This window comes from Candidatus Nitrospira salsa (assembly GCF_965152625.1).
Window position 1 is genome coordinate 1 of record NZ_CBCUCO010000004.1, and the last position, 18,884, is coordinate 18,884.

Below are 18,884 nucleotides of genomic sequence, written 5' to 3' on the forward strand. Positions count from 1 at the left end.
CGGCTGCAAGGCCGTTAAGGCTAATGCCTTATCCGCCAATGCCACCGCGGCCACCGTGCCCGCTGAGACTTTTAAAAATTGCCGTCTAGAAAGAAACATTGCATGCACCTCCTAAATTAACGACCGAACATTCGGCCCAAGTGATACTGCATCTCTCACGATAAACCTTGAACGAGTTATCACCTCCTTTGTAGTTTTACTTTTCATTTCAATACGTTGCATGTGAACATCGAATTATCACGGCTAATATAACCTGTTCATTGAGTGAGCAATATCCGGTCCATCTCAAAATTACTTGAAAATAAACTCATAAACATTTGATAAATATGGAAATACCTATTATCCATTCAATGGAAATCTAATCAAAATAAAATTAGCTAACGTGGAGTTTTAGTAATGAAATTATTTTAAATTAACAGGACTCAAAAAAATAGCAATAAAATAAACAACTTACAAAAATCGAAAATGATACGAAAAGGTAACATCGGAAGAACTTCGTAACATTCATAAACATGCATGTTACAGACTATTTTAATGATGGAAATGGAGATGTGGGTGGGGTCTTGTACTATCGAAAAGAGGTTGCACCAACTCTGTCACAATATTTTTCATAGAGAAGACAGCTACGGCAGAGAGGTGAAGTGGGCCTGCAGAGATTTTGTCCAAATCGCACGAGGAGATCATTGAAGTGTATCCAGTAACGACGAGGGAGCTTTTTTCTTAACATCAATTCTGTTTCTTTTGGGTTTTGAGTTCTCGTGTATCCCCATCGATTACAAATACGATGAACATGTATATCAACACAGATACCAGGCTTACTAAAACCGACCGTCACGACGAGATTTGCCGTTTTTCGTCCGACTCCATTAAGTGTGAGTAACTCCTCAATCGAATCTGGAACATTCCCTTGATAAACAGTGATAAGTCTTTGACAAATTTCAAGAATTTGCTTTGATTTCGTGCGATAAAAACCCACAGGATATATAGCCTGTTCGAGCGCTGCCAACTTCAGCTGATTCATCTGAGTAGGAGTACTTGCGAGAGAGAAAAGGCGACGTGCAGCCTCTTCTGTGGTTTGATCTTTTGTCCTAAGACTTAGCACACAGGCAATTAATATTTGAAATGGAGAAGCCGAGGCTGCAGCCAGTTCTCCTAAGAGTGCCGCAGGCCACTGCCGCACTTCCTGCATCACAATACGTACGACAGCGTGGATATCTTGATCTGTCATTATGGAACAGATTTCGAGATTTAGAGTAAAAAACTAGAGGAAAAAGGAGTAGCAGGAAGTATATTAGGTAAAAATACCTGGAAAGAAAAAATAGAACTTAAAAAACTCGGTGCTTTGATAACCACTTTTGACGACGTCTCGCAGCTTCGCGTTCTTTGGCTTTTCGTTTCACACTTGGTTTTTGATAAAATCTTCGGGCTTTTAATTCTCTAAAGAGACCATCGGCGGCTAATTTCTTTTTTGCGACTTTGAGAGCTTTCTCGACATTGTTGTTAATGACTCTGACTTCCATGATTTCAGCCTTAATTTTTCTTAAAGTTTAATAACCAAGGACCTTACTTTACCACGCCATCATGACCCTAGCAAGAGTCAAATCTTAATTTTAAAAAATTAAATAAATCCTTACTTTTCAATAACTTAGACTAATAAATAACGCTCAGCTATCTTTTAGCGATGCAACCATATCCTGAACCATTTTCTTACCGTCACCGAACATCATCAACGAATTATCGAGGGCAAAAAGCGGGTTTGGAATACCAGCAAAACCAGGGCTGAGACTTCGTTTGATTACCACAACGGTCTTGGCTTTATCGACATCAATAATTGGCATTCCAGCTATTGGACTAGAAGGATCAGTACGTGCCACTGGATTGACGACATCATTCGCTCCAATGACTAAGGCCACATCAACCTGGTCAAAGGTTTCATTAATTTCATCCATGTCTTTTAGCGATTCATACGGTACGTCGGCCTCGGCAAGAAGTACATTCATATGACCAGGCATTCGTCCAGCAACTGGATGAATCGCATACTCCACGGTTACACCGCGACTTTCAAGAAGAGCGGCCAAGCTTGCGACAGGATGCTGAGCCTGAGATACGGCCATTCCGTATCCAGGGACGATCACAACACGGCGAGCCGCGTCGAAAAGCAATGCCACTTCTTCCGGGGAAGCTGATTTAACTTTTCCTGCATACACATCATCAGCGCTCGGTCCACCGCCAACTGGAGCTAGTACACCGAATAAAACATTTGTCAACGACCGGTTCATGGCCTTACACATGATCTGTGTCAAAATCAGGCCAGATGCGCCCACTAACGACCCAGTGATAATCAACACGTTATTCGACAGAACAAAACCATTTGCCGCCGCCGCCAAACCAGAATATGAGTTCAACAACGCCACAACAACAGGCATGTCAGCACCACCAATCGGCATGACCAGCGAGACGCCGAGAATCGACGCGGTACCAACAAGACCCCAGTAGGCCACATAACTTGTTGGATCGACTACTACCCACACAGCAAACGACAACGTCACTAGGGCAAGCACCGCATTGATGACTTGTTGTCCGGAAAACAAAAAGGCATTTTCATTGACCAGGCCTTTTAATTTTCCAAATGCAACGAGACTTCCCCAAAATGTCACCGCTCCTATAAGCCCAGATGCGGCAATAGCAATTGTTAACTGAATGATAGGAACATCTGTTCCCTGCGCACTTTCAAATAATGCGGCTCCAGCCACCAAAACCGAGGCGATCCCACCAAATCCATTAAATAATGCCACCAGTTCAGGCATTTCGGTCATCTGAATTTTTATCGCAAGAACAGCTCCAATTGCTCCGCCAATCACAATCCCTAGCAAAATCATTTCATAACTAACGATTCGCTGATTGGCGAGTGTTAAGACAACGGCAACGAACATTCCTGTGGCACCAAGAAGGTTTCCACGGACCGCCGTACGAGGATGGGTGAGTCCTTTCAACCCTAAAATAAAGAGGACAGAAGCAATCAAGTAGCCAATATTGATGAGGACGCCAGACATGAGATGTAGATTATTCCTTATTATTCACAAAAACGTTTCGCGTACTATTTCTTTTTAAACATTGAAAGCATACGATTAGTGACCATAAAACCACCAACAACATTAATCGTCGCAAAAATAACCGCCAAAACGCCTAAAATTGTGGTGAGAGTCGTGACTTGTTCACCGGCCGACAGGACAGCTCCGACCAGCGTAATTCCTGAAATGGCATTCGACCCTGACATCAAAGGTGTATGAAGAGTCGGTGGGATTTTCGTAATAATTTCGAATCCCACGAAGATGGCGAGCACGAAAATTGTGAAAGCCATGATGAACATTTCCATCGTACGAAACCCCTTACCTATTTGATTTAAGAACTAACGGATAGACCTAGCGCTTCTCGAACGTGTTGATGAATGACTTCACCATCACGGGTCAGTAACGTCCCTTTTGTGATCTCATCATCCATATCAATCTTCAATTCACCTTTTTTCACAAGATGCTGTAAAAAGGTTGCAATATTTTTCGCATACATTTGGCTCGCATGGAAGGGAACCGTGCTTGTCAAGTTTTCCGGTCCATGTATCGTAACGCCATTTGCCACAATAACCTGACCAGGCTTCGTCAACTCACAATTTCCACCTCGTTCAGCTGCTAGGTCCACAATGACTGATCCAGGGCTCATACCCGCCACCATATCAGCCGTCACAAGCACTGGAGCTTTTTTCCCAGGGACAGCGGCGGTGGAAATCACGACGTCACTCGAAGCGATCACTCGAGCCAATAATTCTCGTTGCTTTTGGTAAAAGGCTTCATCCTGAACCTTTGCATACCCACCCTTATCCTCTGCATCTTTGGTTTCAATTGGTAATTCAACAAATTTAGCCCCAAGACTAAGGATCTGTTCCTTTACGGCAGGCCGAATGTCATAAGCTTCAACCGCGGCCCCCAACCGACGTGCCATAGAAATGGCCTGCAGCCCTGCAACGCCAGCGCCAATGATCAGCACTCTGGCAGGGGTAACAGTCCCTGCAGCCGTCATCAGCATTGGAAACATTTTGGGAAGAGAGTTTGCGGCTAAGATCACCGCCTTATATCCTGCGACTGTGCCCATTGCAGACAAGACGTCCATGCTCTGGGCTCTGGTAATTCGAGGCATCAACTCCATGGCAAAGACCAATGCACCACGCTCACCGAGAGCTTTCACAGATTGTGGCTCGGTTAACGCTTCGGCCATACCAATGATCATTTGTCCGGTCCGAATCAAAGACAGATCATTCTGGCCCTGATCAGGATTGGCTCCCAATAATCGCAATTGGACAATAAAGTCAGCGGCCTCAAAGACTTGAGCACGAGTCTCGGCAATCTTTCCACCTTTATCTGTGAAGGCTGAATCAGGATAACCAGCTTCTTCGCCAGCCCCTTTTTCAACCAAGACCTCGAGATCAATCTTTTTCAGAGATTCTAGAACGCCTGGAACTAAGGCAACTCGATGCTCGCCTGGGTAAGATTCTTTTGGAACGCCAACAATCATAAGAAATGCACCATATCGTTATCGTTTGACCTATAGCCGTTTCAGTTATACCGAAACGATAAAGCGTCAACTTGCACAATGTTGATATCCAATACGTAAGATAAAACGTCAATCATTGCCAGTAAATCCAAGCGGGTATAATCTTCCGACATTTGATACGTCCTTTTTACGCGGCGGCAGTCTTTAATCACTAACAAATGGAAATTAATTGTATAAGCTATAGTTATTGACCCGTCAGACAAAGAACGTAGGGATACCATAGGGTTTTCGTAAGAATCAATGTGTCTTTAGACTGTTCTCTAATAGTTCAATTGGTCTAATACATATAAGCTATTGTTTTTATTAATAATTCTTAGCATGCCTATTTATTATTTTCTGACAAAATAAGAAAATAGCGGTAACGCAGGGTTCATCGATAAAGTGAGCAGGGTCTCCCTGTTTTAACACAATTGATTAACAAGCTCTGAGGTATTGAATAACATCGCCCGCTTCTCTGTATAGCAAGCATGCCCGTATAAATGTGCCCGCGGTGAGGCTTCCCCATCGACTTGATAATCTACCAAGAAACATTTTCCATCATTCTGACATCGGGTCCCACGACGAGCACATTCCAACCACCGCTCGAAACCATCATACGGTTCGACGATTTCACCTAATTCTTGGTTAACGAGTTCATCTTGCGGCAATTCAGGGACGATATCTGTTCCCGCCACAGCTAACTGTTGAACATAATCTCCTCCCGAGACCAATGGAAGCTCCCAGGCAATCTGCGGCAATTCCATTTTTGCTAACCACTGCTTCCCATCAGCTCTCACAGGCCGGTGGTTCACAAAATGCAGTAAATGGCCAAGCCCTTCGACCTCCCAACCACCGCGTACCGGTGTGCCGTACGTCACGACATCTAACACGGCTCCGCCCAGAAACGGCTGTTCCGTCAGCTTGCGATACAGTGTTTCAAGCCGGTCAGTTCTGACTTCTGCATCCTGTGTCCGTTCATAATGGGCGGCGAGAACCTGAAATAATATTTGGCGATTTGATGATTCACCTGGGGCAATTAAATTCGAGACAAGACTCAGAACCTGCCCCGCATGGCCGTGCGCATGGACCACAAGCCGTTCGTTGGCCAACAAAGAAAGCTCTTGAGCCCAGTGGTCAAGAAATTCGATGAGAGCAAATGCCGCTTTGACTCGACCAAAATGATGGTTTTGGCTTGACCAGACGTAACGACCAAGACGCAAACGGCTTTCTTTTTGATCACACTGATCAATAGCTTGTTGAAATATAGCTACAGACTCTGAAGAAAAGTTCCCAACATCCTTCGCGATCAGATCGACAGCCTTCTGCACCTCCGGGGAATTCGTCAAGGGAGGCTTCAGAGTATCACTTGCGCTCACAATCTGATTGGAAGCCGGTCGAAGAAGAGTGAGTAACGATTCAATCCCGGGAATTCCTCTGGAATACCCTCGCTTGAGTCCACCCACTTCATCAAGGCGGCCAACGCCAAAGAGATCGTCATAGGGAAGCCCACTCACAAATAGCATGCCCCGAACACCGGACTCACTTATTCGTTTTGCCATCTGTCCCATAGAGACACACCACTCAGGGCTCTCGTAGCATTCACCTTCGTGAAACACCGGGTATGCAACTCGCTCTCCAGGATTAGAGCGAGAATACTTGGCATGTTGAAAATTATTATCTTGCGGCATAGGACTCGTCCTTCACGATAGGTATCATAAGTATCAGCGTTCTCTCTTAACCTGAACAGACGTTTCTACGCAATGGGGAGACAACGATTTCTCAGTCCAGATAAGGAAATTCTCCCTGAGATCATCGTCCTGTTTACCAGCCTTACAGTCAGTTGACCGCTTGAAAATTCACATGCTAAGGTTGAGAGTTTTCCGTCATAATTCCATACATTTTTTCTTTCTGGATGAATGAGTCATGAACTTCAAGACTTTCTTAACGCTTTCCGCTCAGTATCGACCAACAATCTATAAGCTTTCCTGGGCCTTTACCGCTTTTCTCCTCACAATCACAAACGTTCTTTCTCCGATAGAAGCCAAACAACCCGATCATGTGATCTTGGTTGTGTTAGAAGGCATTAACAAGGATGCCGTGCAATCAGGCGCAATGCCCACGCTGGAGTCGCTTGCCAACGAAGGAGCTGTTACATGGTCGGCAGAGTCTCTGACTCCGCCGTTGACCGTTCCAACGATGGCTTCGCTCCTCACAGGACTTCCAATCAGCAAACATCGGATTACTTCAGATTGGGAAGAGTACGACTTCGCCCGCTCGTTTCTTCGCGCTCCAACGGTATTTGATTATATGGATCTTGCCGGCGGACGAGACAGCGCGGTCTTTTTTATGGATGAACGTTTTTACCAGCTTTCGCGTCCGGAAATTTACGTCGACTCGCAGACATGCGGTATTGCAAAACCCCTCTGTAATCCGAATACCATTTCGATTTACATTCGCGACTACTTGAAGAAAGTGACGAGCGATAAAGGACATGGGTTTCGACTGATTGCTGTTCCCAATTTGCTATTGGTTCACATGCCAACAGCTTCCAGAAGCGGGCAAAAGCATGGATGGGATTCTGATGCGTATAAAACCTCAATTCGTGAAATTGACAAGGCTATTGGGAAAATTCAAGAAAACTACCAAGAACTTCAGGCCTTAGATAAAACCATGTTTCTCGTGACAAGCTTAAATGCAGGAATATCATCAAGCCCAGGGAAGAACGGCAGTCCCCAAAAAACAAGTGCGTCGGAAGCCCTCAGCCATACTGTTCCATGGATCGTTTCCGGTGTAAATGTAAAAAAGGGCTACACCATTGAAAGCCCCGTTTCGCTACTAGATACAGGAGCCACTATTTTATATGCCCTTGGGCTCAAAACCCATACCGAGTGGGAGAGTCATGCAGTTGATGAAATTTTTGAAACCATACCTGAACACCGAACAACGGAAAATGAACTTGAAGGCCTATATTAAAATCACTCATTCTCATCGATTGTCACGATCGGGTATCGTGAGCATTTCTGTCCTGCTCGTAGCAAGCTGTCTTTTTATCAGCTCAGTAGGGTTGGCATCGGAACCGACGAATCCTTTACTTCGAAAATTCACCATGACGGTTGATCCAAGCGCACTTCATCCACCTACCAAGTGGCAGGTCCCAGGTATTACACCGCTCATTTCGATTATGGATCCGGCAAGTAACGTCGCGTATTCGACTGAAGAAGTCAAAACCCTTGAACTCAAACCCGGAAAATATCAATTTGGAACCTACACTTTTAGTTTCTTCTTCAAAGTCACATTGTCAGGCACCTTAGATTACGACAAGTCACTTGATCAATGTGTACAAGGTCGAGGAACCCAAAAGCTGACAGTGACATGCAGCCACACCCAGCCTTACCCGCAAGACCCTGATTATTACTGACAAATCTCCGTAACGATATAAAAGGAATCACGATGACACAGACCGCGCAAGATTGGCTTGAAGCTCTAGAAGACGTTGATGATGTCACTCGCGAAGAAGCGGCCAAAGCGCTTGCAACACTGGGTGACCCTGCGACCCTTGAGCCGCTCTTGGCAGCCATTGAAGATGACTATTGGGCTGTCCGAGTCCAAATAGGATGGGCACTCGCCAAAATTGGGGGACCCAATGCCATCGATGGACTCATCACTTTGTTTAATGACAATATGATGGAAGTTCAGAGTGAGGCTGTCCAAGCCATGGCCTCAATTGGTCAATCAGTTTCCCCACAATTATTAACGTGTCTTAAGGACACGAGATGGAGAGTGCGGGAACAGGCGGCAAAAGTACTCGGAGAAATTAAAGACATTCAAGCCATAAAAGGACTGACCCTAGCCTGTCGGGATCGCGACGGAGCCGTGAAGAGTGCGGCTGCAGAAGCGTTAGGGAAAATCGGCGACCCCCAAGGTATTCCTCCACTTATCAAACTTTTCAAAGACACATCAAAGATTGTTCGAGAAACGGCTGGAACAGCATTAGTCAAAATTGGCGCACCATCAGTTGGAGCGTTGATTGAAACCCTCAAGGATCCACATTTTGTCGTGCGCTGCCATGGTGTGCGAGCGCTTGGCGGTATGACGACCGACTATCAAATAGGCCGGGCCTGGGTCAAAGAAAGCCGTGTCGTTGAGGCTTTGATTGAGCTACTCAAAGACCCAGATCGAGCTGTTCGAGAAGATGCCACCATTGCCCTAGGCAATATTGGGGACCCTACTGCAGTCGACGGCTTACTTGAAACTATGAAAGACGGGACGGTCAAACGACATGCGATTGCTTCACTCGGCATGATTGGCGATCCGCGTGCCCTTCCAGCCGTACTTGATGCTCTGAAAGGCAAAGGTATTCATCAAGAAGGCAGGCCAACGCCGGGATGCATTATTAGTGAAGACCAACTCATTAAAGAGGCTGCCGCAACAGCCTTAGGGCATTTCCGCCATCCGAAAGTTATTCCTGATTTGATTTTACTTCTTAAAGATATTGTCTTACGTGACTATGCTGCCGCATCCCTCGTCCTTATTGGAGATAATGCCATAGAACCTCTCGTTTCCTTTTTACATGACCCTGATCTCTCAAAGGTCGGCAAAGAGAGCGAACGAGTCCTCGCCTTTGCTTCAACCCGAATGACCGCATCCGGCGCACTTAAAAATGTTGTACGTGAAACGCTTGAGAAGTTAGGGTGGGAGCCTGATGTGGAAGAGAAAGAATCATCGCAAGACCCTGAATATACAGATACATCAAATGTTTTAGGCTTAGAGGGACGCTTTGGAACATCTGGAGATTTTGCGAAACCCGCTAAAGATCTCAAAATAGAACGATAACCTTCCCTTGCATGGGTCGTACGTTTATAGCGAATCCAAATAAGCTCCAGCTGGGCATATCAACTAACCCCGCGCAATGACTCACTTTCAAATATTGGAAGGTTATACCCGCATGGAATTTCTCACAGCAACAGCAATTGATCTTATGACGTAGTGAATATCAAAATTTAGCAATTTGGTATTCTAGCGATTCGGTATAACTGAAACGGCTATAGAGGCTGTTCCCATATAAAAAAACGCCCTCTCACAAAACGTGAGAGGGCGTTTTCTCTTTATGCTTCTTTGAATACTATACCTTCTGAAAATGGAGAATTCCCCACGTAAGGTGCCCAGCATTTCCACCATCAATCCAGTGCTGCAACCCTTCCTTCATTTTCTCAACATACTCTTCACTACAGACCTGAATAAGCGTATTGCGATTTGCATTGACTTCTTTGAGAACTCGACCGTAATGGTTGGCTAATTGTTCAGAGAGGTCTACAATCTGGACCTCTTTTAGGCCCAACTCTGTTGCAATGGCTCGATAATACGGAATCGAACCTAGAGAGTCGAGATGAATACGATCTAAAATTGGCTTCAATGAAGATGCTGGACAGCCTTCACTCTGCATCGGGTCGGTAAAGATAAATTGACCACCCTTTGCTAAGACCCGAACAACTTCTTCTATGACACGCTTTCTGTCCCCACTGTGGAGAATCGCATCCTGGGACCAAACAACATCAACAGACCCGTCAGGTAGTGGAATATCCTCAAAACTTCCATCAACCACGTTAATGGTAAGACTCATACCCTGTATGTTATTGAGCTCACGATTTCGCTTATTTTGTATTTCGCTTAAATTCAGGCACCCGACTTGACAGCCGTAGGTTTTGGCTAAAAAACGCGCAGATCCACCATACCCAGAACCAATATCAAGCACTCGACTTTTTTGATCTATACCTAAAACTAAGGATGCCATTTTTTCGACGGTTCGCCGACTCGCCTCTGAAATCGTATCGCCATCCTTTTCGTAGAGACCAACATGAATATCTTCTCCGCCCCAGATGGTGGCATAAAACCGGTCAGCATCTGAACTATTATAATAATCTCTTGCCGTATCAACAGCTTGTGAGTAGGCATTTGATTGGACCGTGCTTTGTGTCCGGTCCTCATTTCTATACAGTTTTTCCGCAACATGCACAAAAAAATCTGGATCTTCCACTTTATGTGTTTCTTGAAAATCCCCGTACGTTTTAATTTGCTGAAATCCTACTTCATGCATAAGACGACGAGTATATTCTTTTCGAAGCGGATACATATTGAGGTGATATTGCGAGCCATCTGGGAATTGATATTCGAATCGCGCAAGACCTTCGTCAACATATTCTGGCTTCGCGCTCACATTATCGCCGCAGTAATAATACACATGCTTCGAAGTAAAGCCGTTATCCAAAATCCCATCATAGTTGCGCTGATCAAGAATAAGAACGCCATCATGCGTGAGAGCCGTATAAAATTCGGCTAAGGCTTTACGACGGTCCTGCTCGGAAAAGAGATGCGTCAAGGAGTTCCCTAAACAAATCACCGCATCGAACTTATTGTGTATATCACGGCTTAGCCATCGCCAATCCGCATGAACGGTTCGCATGATAAATCCAGCCTGATTCGCATTTTCAAAGGCTTGAGCCAACATTTCGGGGCTACCATCAGCACTAGTCACGTCAAACCCTGCACGAAGCAGCCGTATGGAATGAAATCCAGTCCCTGTGGCCACGTCTAGGACTCGCTTGACCCCACGCTCCTGGAGAATTCGTATGAAAAAGTCGCCTTCACTTGAGGCTCGAGCCTCCCAATCAATTAGAGCATCCCATTTCTGGACAAAACCTTGGACATACTCTTTTTTATATTGATCCGTTTTCCGCTGAGCGATTGGGTTGTCGCCGTATTGCTGTTCTTTGGCCATGGATGGAACTCCTATTAGCTTTTGCCTATGAATTAGGCAAGTATGTGGGAAAGAGGCAAAATAGCGAAGGGACTCCTTGCGCTCCTACGAGTCGCAGGAAGCCCCTAAATTCTGGCCACAGTCTAACGAGTTCTGACGCATTCCCGCAACCCTTTTCATTTTCATCAATCCAGTCCTTAGCCAATACTTATAATAAAAATAAGTATTTACAAATCTATGTCACGAATGAACGCGCAAATTCTTGACCATGATTTCTCTGGTGTTAGTTTTGGTAAATACCTGACAACAGAGCTGTGTCCTTAGCGACTCACTAGCCAATTTCTGTTGCTTTTGCTTGTTCACAGTCATCATTTGTGCTATCCCCAAGGGCGAACTTCATGAATATGCAAGCCACGACTCCTGTCTTCAAAATCTCCCTACTCCTCGCTCTCTCATTCCTTAGTTGGGGAACTTTTGCTCCAAGCCATCTTGCGGAGGTGACTGGTGCGGCTCAAAAATCTCTCCTTGATGCCTTTGGATGGTTCTATGTCCTTGCTGCCTCGACATTCTTACTAGCAGCTTTTTCTCTCATTTTCTCACGATACGGAAACATCCCCCTTGGGCCGGATGGAGCCAAACCTGAATTTCCGCTTCTTACGTGGTTTGCCATGCTCTTCTGTGCGGGAATGGGTATTGGGCTAGTCTTTTGGGGAGTTGCAGAACCGAATTCCCATCTTCACAATCCCCCCACAGGGCACCCCAACACACCTGAAGCCGCTCGAATGGCGATACGATATAGCTTCTTTCATTGGGGCCTCCATCCCTGGGGCATTTACACCATGGTGGCGTTAGTCCTGGCCTATTTTCAATTTCGAAAAGGTGTCCCTGGACTCATTAGCCTCAGCTGCAAACCAATTCTCGGCAAACAGGCTGATGGAGCACTCGGGAATGCGATAGACGTCATTGCCGTATTTGCCACAGTCTTTGGCGTGGCCACATCGTTAGGGTTTGGTGCTGTGCAAATCAGTGGTGGGCTTTCCTATCTCTTCGGAACACCGAATACACTGGAAACTCAGCTGACAATAATCGGAATCGTCACTATCCTCTATATGATCTCAGCGCAAACAGGATTACAGCGCGGCATCAGGTATTTAAGTAATTTAAACATGGCACTGGCTTCAACACTGCTTTGTTTTCTCCTTTTTCTTGGACCAACAAGGTTTATTATGGAGATCTTTTCTTCGGGAATCGGAAACTATCTTCAAAACTTACCTACCATGAGCCTCAACTTAGCCCCGCTGACCGATTCGACGTGGATTCACGACTGGACCCTGTTTTATTGGGCCTGGTGGATCGCCTGGGCACCGTTTGTCGGGACGTTTATTGCCCGTATCTCCAAAGGCCGTACCGTTCGTGAATTTGTCCTTGGCGTCCTTCTCGTTCCGACGCTCTTCTGTGCCTTTTGGTTTTCCGTCTTTGGCGGAACCACAATTTCACTCGAATTGTTCGACCACGTACCAATCAGAGAAACGATCGATAAAAACGGTATTGAGGTTGCCTTGTTTACGGTTTTAGAACAATTCCCTCTAGGAACCCTGATGTCGATGATTGCCATTTTCCTTATCGGAACATTTTTTATCACATCAGCTGACTCGGCCACTTTTGTCCTCGGGACCTTAACGACCCATGGCAGTCTGAATCCTCCTAATCACATTAAATTCACCTGGGGAATCATTCAGTCTGTTTCCGCTGCCGTCTTACTATGGTCCGGAGGCCTCAAAGCTCTTCAAACAGGGGCCATTATTTCGGCCTTTCCGTTCGCCATTATCATTGTTCTGATGATTCTCTCCCTCTTAAAATCCTTTAAACAAGAAGCCTTACCGACTCACTAACTCCTCCTACCCCGTACCGTGTATTCAGTTGACCCCCCAAAAAACCCTGTGCTAACGTGAGTCGGCTATCCGACTTCTCATGGCATTTCCACGATTCATGAAAGACGTGGGGCAGATTCTGAGTTTGCCTAAATATTACTTAGGAATATCTTATTATGGCAGACAGTGTGGCCGAACATATCTCTGCTCTCAACGACAACGATTGGGGTGTTCGTGAAGACGCGGCCACGGCGCTCGGAAACTTTCAGGATCCACGTAGTGTCCCACCCCTTATCCGGGCACTCAAAGATACCGATCGGGCAGTCCGTATGGCTGCCACGGCCTCACTCACGGCAATAGGCGAACCCGCAATCCTGGCTCTCGGGCACTCACTTCAAGACCTCGACCTCAATGTTCAAGAAATAGCCGCCTCGATACTCGTCACTATCGGGGATGATCGCGTCGTGGACGCCCTCATTGCAGCGCTCCTCAATCCAAATTGGATTGTACGCAGCCATTCCGCCAAAGCTCTAGGCAACATTGGCAATCCGCGAGCCATCGACACACTCATTTTATTACTTCAAGACAAGGTTCCCGCTGTACGAGACGATGCAGGAGCAGCCATTGCCGCTTTAGGTGAAGCTTCTGTTTCTCCTCTCTTAGACCTATTAAAAGATAAAGACTGGAGGGTTCGCCTTCATAGTGTGGAAGCTTTAGCTCTGTTGAAACCTCGAGCCGCCATCGAACCTCTGCTTAAACTGATGATTGAAGACCCTGACACCGCTGTCAAACTAGAGATCATCCGAGCACTTGGTGAAATTGGTGACTTGCATGCGGTGAAGCCCCTCTTGTCGATTCTCGATCAGCCGACATTGAAGACCCAGGCCATTACCGCACTTGGGAAAATCGGCGATCCGGAAGCATTACCCACGTTGACGAAGATTATTAACAGTTTGGTGACGAAAGCCTACGAAGGACGAATGGCGGCATGCGAAGATAATTTGTATCAGGAAGATCTGCCGCCGGTGGAGGCAGCAGTCAAAGCTCTGGCACAAATTGGTGACGCACGTGCCATTCCCACACTTCAACAAGGCCTAAAAAGCACGCTCATTCGAGTCGAAGCCGCCGAAGCGTTAACCCGCTTTGGGAAAACAGCCGTATCCCCACTGGTTGCGATGTATAAAACGGAAACAGACGACAATATTCGGTTTCACGTGAAAGAAACTCTTTCTCGTTTGGGCTGGAGGCCTGGACAAATTCGGCTGTAACCAAGAATGATTTATAGACATTTGCGATATTCAGAATGCCAAAAGAAACATTAGAAACACTGATCTCAGAGTTGAATCACGAAGAAGACTGGCGACGCATGCGATCAACCGTTGCGTGTCTCAAAGGTGGTCCCCCAGCTGTTGCCGGATTGATCGAAGCCATGGCTCACGGCACACCTGAATACAAAGTTGAAGCCGTCAGGATGCTCGCACGTATTCGAGATCCACATGCCGGCATTCCCGTTGTCAAAATGATTGCAGATGAAAATGAGGCCGTGAGCAAGGCTGCGATGGCATCGCTGGAACAAATGGCAGGCATTTTAGATGAACCCACCGCCGCGGAACTCGTGAAACTGCTCAAAGATGAGCGTCACAGAGAATCAGTGACGGAATTGCTTGGCTCTATTCCCACATCCATCGGTCCATTAACAGAGATGCTCCATGATCCAGAAGAACCCGCACGAGTGACTGCCGCAACGATTCTCGATCATCTTCTAGATCCACGCTCAGCCGATGCCTTGGTCGACGCCATGGCTGACCCTGCGATTTCCCATATCACGATGGAGACGCTTCGAAAACTGACCGCCATTCGTGATCGGATTAATGACGTGATGAACGAACTCGCGAATGTGGAAGAATCCGAGTTACGAGAAGGCGCTAGGCAAGAAGCCGTCATTAAAATTCATCCCATCGGTCGTCCAGCGGTTGAAATCCTGATTGAATATCTTGAAGACGACGACTGGGTTGTCCGAGAGGCAGCGGCTGACGTCTTGGGAAAAATTTCAGATGTTCGTGCCGTCGAACCGTTAATGGAACGACTTCGCGTCGATGGCGACACTGGCGTCAAAGAACTTGCCACAAAATCATTAGGTCTTCTTGGCGACGCGCGCACTGTCGATTTACTCGTCGAAATCATTCCCATCCGTCCGCTTCGTGTCTTGGCCGTAGAGGCATTGGAAAAGATTAAAGATGTGGAAGTGCTACGGCCACACGTGGAACTATTTAAAAAGCTGAAAACCGATCGAGATGGGTTGATCTCATATAATTCAGGAATCATCCTTGACAAATTAGCTGCCCTTGACGCTCAATTGGATGAAGAAGCTTGGGCAGGAAAGGAATAGAAACGATGGAGGAATCTAATCGCGTTGAACAACTACTGGCTTCGCTGCGTGATGACAACGAAGCTCTTCGTAATCACGCGGCCACGAATCTTAGTGAAATTGGAGAAGTGGCTGTTCCAAAACTCATCAACCTCTTCTTGGAAGACGATTTGGTCGTTCGAGAAGCTGCAGCCAGCGCGGTCGCACAAATCGGTGAACCGGCAATTGAGCCGTTGATCGAAGCCTTAGCCGAAGACGAAGAATGGATGGTGAGAGAGCAAGCGGCCTCGGCTTTGGGAAAAATTAAATCACCTCGTGGAGTGGCCCCCCTCATGAAAGCCCTCCAAGGTGATAAAGATGGAGCCGTACGCAATGCGGCGGTTTGGGCGTTAGAACGAATTGGTGACCCGGAAGCCGTCCCAGCACTTGTTGATGCCCTGATGGATGCAACGCTACGCGAAGATGCTGCCCGCGTGCTGAAAAAAATTGGTGATTCTCGAGCGACAGATGCACTGATTCAAGAGCTTCAAGGGCCGAATTGGATCGTCCGTCGACATGCGGCCGAAGCCTTGGGAAAAATCGGGGACCCACGCGGCGTCGATCCATTGGTTGAATCGTTAGCCGATGAGGATTGGTTAGTTCGGCGAAACGCGGTAGAATCATTAGCACGATTAGGGGACAAGCGAGTCGTCACGTCCCTCGTGCCGTTACTTGAAGATGAAAACGAAATGGTAAGAGACACCGCTGAAGGGGCCCTGAGTAGTTTTGGGTGGACTCCTGATTCCGCAAAATCATAAACATTGTATAGACTTCATCTCTTCATAAGAGGGTGAAAGGAGCAAGAATGGCAGACGAATCCCCAGCACAACTTGTCCAGATCGGCCCCAAAAGTGGGACCAAGAAGGATGGGTTTAATCTCGTAACAGAAAATGTGACCGCGATTAATATTGAAGCCAAACAGATCGAAGTTGAACTTTTGGCCTATGACGGCAAGACCGTCTTACTAGACGTCTCGGATGAGGCGTTTGAAGATCTTCAAAAAATTCATATCGGAGATGGCGCAACGCTTCGCGTGATGGAAGAAGACGGGAAACGGCTCGTCAAGCAATTCCGGATTCGTGCCAAAGACCCGAATGTGCAAAAAGCGGAAGCCGCCTTATTAGACCTTTCAGACACCCATTGGTTGAATAGAAAATATGCGGCTGAAATTCTTGGAGAACTCAAGGCCGAAGAATCGGTTAAACCCTTGGTTGAAGCGCTCAATGACGAGGTAGGAGACGTGCGACACCGTGCGTACGAAGCCCTCATTAAAATTGGGGCACCTTCCGTCGCTCAGGTCATTCCTCTCCTGGTTTCGGAAGAGGATGATATGCGACAGTCAGCAACGGAGATTTTGAGAAAAATTGGAAAGCCAGCGGTCGCGCCTTTGGCCGATGCGCTTGGTGATGCAGACCCTAAACTCACCAAACGCATCATGAAAGTGCTGGATCGTATGGGGTACAAACCCAAAACCTAAGTCATTAGGTTCCCGTCACGATTATTCTGATTTTTTCTGTATGTCGACACTCAGCTAGGACGGCTTCCGGCAGGCGGCCGTCCAACTGACACATAATAAAATCCCTGCTCAGCCACCCGGTCTGGCTCATAGACGTTTCTCAAATCAATGAGACATGGAGATTTGACAAGCGTTTTTAATTGATCAAAATCAAGACTCCGGAACTGATTCCATTCAGTCACCAAAATTAGCGCATGCGCACCCTCTGCGGCATGATAGGCGTCCTGACACGCCACTAACCCACTCACCATTTTCAGCGATTCTTCTAACGCTTCTGGATCGTACGCACGAACCGTACACCCTTCTTTTATTAATTGTTCGGCAATCGCTAATGCGGGAGAATCCCGGATATCATCGGTATTGGGTTTGAAGGACAACCCTAATATCGCGACGGTTTTGCCTTGAACGGTTCCTAATGCGTCACGAATTTTATCGAGCATACGCACTCGCTGCAGTTCATTCACCCGTTTCGTCGCCTTGGCAACCTGCATGTCATAGCCAGCCGTTTCTCCAATGTGAATAAGGGCCGCAGTGTCTTTCCCAAAACACGAGCCCCCATACCCAGGTCCTGCATGTAGGAACTTCGAACCCACTCGATGATCGAGCCCCATGCCTTTGGCGACAACTTGGACATCTGCTCCGACTTTTTCGCAGAGATTCGCCATTTCATTAATAAACGAGATTTTTGTGGCTAAAAACACGTTGGACGCATATTTGATCATTTCTGCCGTCGGCACATCGGTAATCACAATAGGCGTTTCAATAAGATACAACGGCCGATATAGATCTTTCATAATCGCCACAGACGCCTCGCTATCGGCCCCGATCACGACACGATTAGGCCGCATAAAGTCTTCAATCGCTGAGCCTTCTCGCAAAAATTCAGGATTAGAACAAACTCCAAACTTTTGAGGCCGTGTTTGATTTTCTGCAATTAACTTATGGACACGTTCAGCCGTTCCTACCGGAACAGTAGACTTTGTCACGACAACTTTATAGCCTGTCATACGGCTGCCAATGCTTTTGGCCACCTCGTCTACAAATGACAAATCTGCAGACCCGTCATCTCTCGATGGTGTCCCGACCGCAATAAAAATCACCAAAGCTTCATCAACGGCTTTCGACAGGTCGGTGGTAAAATGCAACCGTCCCGCGTTGGCATTTTTTGTCACAAGCTCCGCTAACCCAGGTTCAAAAAATGGAATTTCGCCTTTTTCTAATTTGTCGATGCGCTTGGAATCGACATCCATGCAGGTCACATCAATGCCATATTCGGCAAAACATGCCCCGGTGACCAAACCAACATAGCCAGTTCCAATAACACTTACATGCATGATGACTCCTCCGATTGCTAAGAATGAAGACGTATAATCAGATATTGTATGGTTTTTTCGTATTATCGCAAGGCTGGAAGGGAAGAAACTCTCTCGGAATTCACCGGCAAACCCTTCTTACTTTCATCTATCGGAATAAAGTAGTATTTTCCTAACTATAGCGAACCCAAACAAGAACAAAGAAGTATGCTCGGACATGGTCGAACTCAAGGCCGCAGGTTATTTTACATTCTTTCGATTTGTGGCTTAATAATCCATTTGGTGTAGAGGTATAAAGGCGTTCAAGTCTAATGGATTCGATTCGCTGGCACAGCGAATATAAGCACTTCAAACTTTGAAAACCGGGACGGCTCTATTCTTCAATATCTACCAAATCAACTCTCAATAGATTACCCAGAATGCGATACAGGACCTCGCG

Annotated in this window: 17 protein-coding genes; 8 read left to right on the top strand and 9 right to left on the bottom strand. The window is 46.5% G+C overall.

Translation table 11 applies throughout. From position 1 onward, the window contains the following. The 7 genes from ACWQXP_RS13985 to ACWQXP_RS14015 form a co-directional block, all read right to left on the bottom strand. A partial coding sequence (locus ACWQXP_RS13985) for a twin-arginine translocation signal domain-containing protein (RefSeq protein WP_454064709.1) occupies nucleotides 1-99 on the bottom strand: 99 nt, incomplete at its 3' end. A gap of 469 nt (nucleotides 100-568) precedes the next feature. Then, nucleotides 569-1,228 (bottom strand): endonuclease III domain-containing protein, encoded by a 660-nt coding sequence (locus ACWQXP_RS13990; RefSeq protein ID WP_454063503.1) that lies wholly within the window; start codon nucleotides 1,226-1,228, stop codon nucleotides 569-571. A 97-nt stretch (nucleotides 1,229-1,325) separates the two neighbouring features. Next, nucleotides 1,326-1,520 (bottom strand): 30S ribosomal protein S21, encoded by a 195-nt coding sequence (gene rpsU / locus ACWQXP_RS13995; protein WP_447970159.1) that lies wholly within the window; start codon nucleotides 1,518-1,520, stop codon nucleotides 1,326-1,328. A gap of 144 nt (nucleotides 1,521-1,664) precedes the next feature. Then, nucleotides 1,665-3,053, bottom strand: a complete 1,389-nt coding sequence (locus ACWQXP_RS14000) for an NAD(P)(+) transhydrogenase (Re/Si-specific) subunit beta (RefSeq protein ID WP_454063504.1) — start codon at nucleotides 3,051-3,053, stop codon at nucleotides 1,665-1,667. 44 nt (nucleotides 3,054-3,097) lie between these two features. Further along, complete coding sequence (locus tag ACWQXP_RS14005; RefSeq protein WP_454063505.1) at nucleotides 3,098-3,376, bottom strand: NAD(P) transhydrogenase subunit alpha; 279 nt, start codon at nucleotides 3,374-3,376, stop codon at nucleotides 3,098-3,100. 26 nt (nucleotides 3,377-3,402) lie between these two features. Beyond that, nucleotides 3,403-4,566 (bottom strand): Re/Si-specific NAD(P)(+) transhydrogenase subunit alpha, encoded by a 1,164-nt coding sequence (locus tag ACWQXP_RS14010; RefSeq protein ID WP_454063506.1) that lies wholly within the window; start codon nucleotides 4,564-4,566, stop codon nucleotides 3,403-3,405. A gap of 440 nt (nucleotides 4,567-5,006) precedes the next feature. Next, complete coding sequence (locus ACWQXP_RS14015) at nucleotides 5,007-6,272, bottom strand: hypothetical protein (RefSeq protein WP_454063507.1); 1,266 nt, start codon at nucleotides 6,270-6,272, stop codon at nucleotides 5,007-5,009. 235 nt (nucleotides 6,273-6,507) lie between these two features. On the opposite strand from ACWQXP_RS14015, the gene ACWQXP_RS14020 reads away from it, so the two are divergent. The 3 genes from ACWQXP_RS14020 to ACWQXP_RS14030 are packed head-to-tail and all read left to right on the top strand — an operon-like array spanning nucleotide 6,508 to nucleotide 9,417. Then, the gene (locus ACWQXP_RS14020) at nucleotides 6,508-7,557 is read left to right on the top strand and encodes an alkaline phosphatase family protein (protein WP_454063508.1); all 1,050 of its coding nucleotides are present in this window, start codon (nucleotides 6,508-6,510) and stop codon (nucleotides 7,555-7,557) included. 37 nt (nucleotides 7,558-7,594) lie between these two features. After that, nucleotides 7,595-8,002: a hypothetical protein gene (locus tag ACWQXP_RS14025; protein WP_454063509.1), complete on the top strand. Its 408-nt coding sequence runs from the start codon at nucleotides 7,595-7,597 to the stop codon at nucleotides 8,000-8,002. A 32-nt stretch (nucleotides 8,003-8,034) separates the two neighbouring features. Next, nucleotides 8,035-9,417 carry a HEAT repeat domain-containing protein gene (locus ACWQXP_RS14030; RefSeq protein ID WP_454063510.1) on the top strand — a complete coding sequence of 461 codons (1,383 nt, stop codon included), beginning with the start codon at nucleotides 8,035-8,037 and terminating at the stop codon, nucleotides 9,415-9,417. Nucleotides 9,418-9,706: 289 nt separating this feature from the next. Here ACWQXP_RS14030 and ACWQXP_RS14035 read toward each other — a convergent pair whose 3' ends face one another. Next, nucleotides 9,707-11,359, bottom strand: coding sequence for a glycine/sarcosine N-methyltransferase (locus tag ACWQXP_RS14035; RefSeq protein ID WP_454063511.1), 1,653 nt, complete (start codon nucleotides 11,357-11,359; stop codon nucleotides 9,707-9,709). A gap of 383 nt (nucleotides 11,360-11,742) precedes the next feature. Between ACWQXP_RS14035 and ACWQXP_RS14040 the strand changes: the two genes are divergently transcribed. From ACWQXP_RS14040 to ACWQXP_RS14060, 5 genes are all read left to right on the top strand, one after another. After that, nucleotides 11,743-13,230 carry a glycine betaine uptake BCCT transporter gene (locus ACWQXP_RS14040; RefSeq protein WP_454064710.1) on the top strand — a complete coding sequence of 496 codons (1,488 nt, stop codon included), beginning with the start codon at nucleotides 11,743-11,745 and terminating at the stop codon, nucleotides 13,228-13,230. A 155-nt stretch (nucleotides 13,231-13,385) separates the two neighbouring features. After that, complete coding sequence (locus ACWQXP_RS14045) at nucleotides 13,386-14,477, top strand: HEAT repeat domain-containing protein (protein ID WP_454063512.1); 1,092 nt, start codon at nucleotides 13,386-13,388, stop codon at nucleotides 14,475-14,477. 35 nt (nucleotides 14,478-14,512) lie between these two features. Further along, nucleotides 14,513-15,598 carry a HEAT repeat domain-containing protein gene (locus ACWQXP_RS14050; protein ID WP_454063513.1) on the top strand — a complete coding sequence of 362 codons (1,086 nt, stop codon included), beginning with the start codon at nucleotides 14,513-14,515 and terminating at the stop codon, nucleotides 15,596-15,598. A 5-nt stretch (nucleotides 15,599-15,603) separates the two neighbouring features. Continuing rightward, complete coding sequence (locus tag ACWQXP_RS14055; RefSeq protein ID WP_454063514.1) at nucleotides 15,604-16,374, top strand: HEAT repeat domain-containing protein; 771 nt, start codon at nucleotides 15,604-15,606, stop codon at nucleotides 16,372-16,374. A 47-nt stretch (nucleotides 16,375-16,421) separates the two neighbouring features. After that, a complete protein-coding gene (locus ACWQXP_RS14060) occupies nucleotides 16,422-17,093 on the top strand; it encodes a HEAT repeat domain-containing protein (RefSeq protein WP_454063515.1) in 672 nt (223 codons plus the stop codon). A 50-nt stretch (nucleotides 17,094-17,143) separates the two neighbouring features. Here the strand turns inward: ACWQXP_RS14060 and ACWQXP_RS14065 are convergent, their stop codons facing one another. After that, entirely contained in the window at nucleotides 17,144-18,466 is a 1,323-nt protein-coding gene (locus ACWQXP_RS14065) for a UDP-glucose dehydrogenase family protein (protein ID WP_454063516.1), read from the bottom strand. Nucleotides 18,467-18,884: the final 418 nt, after the last annotated feature.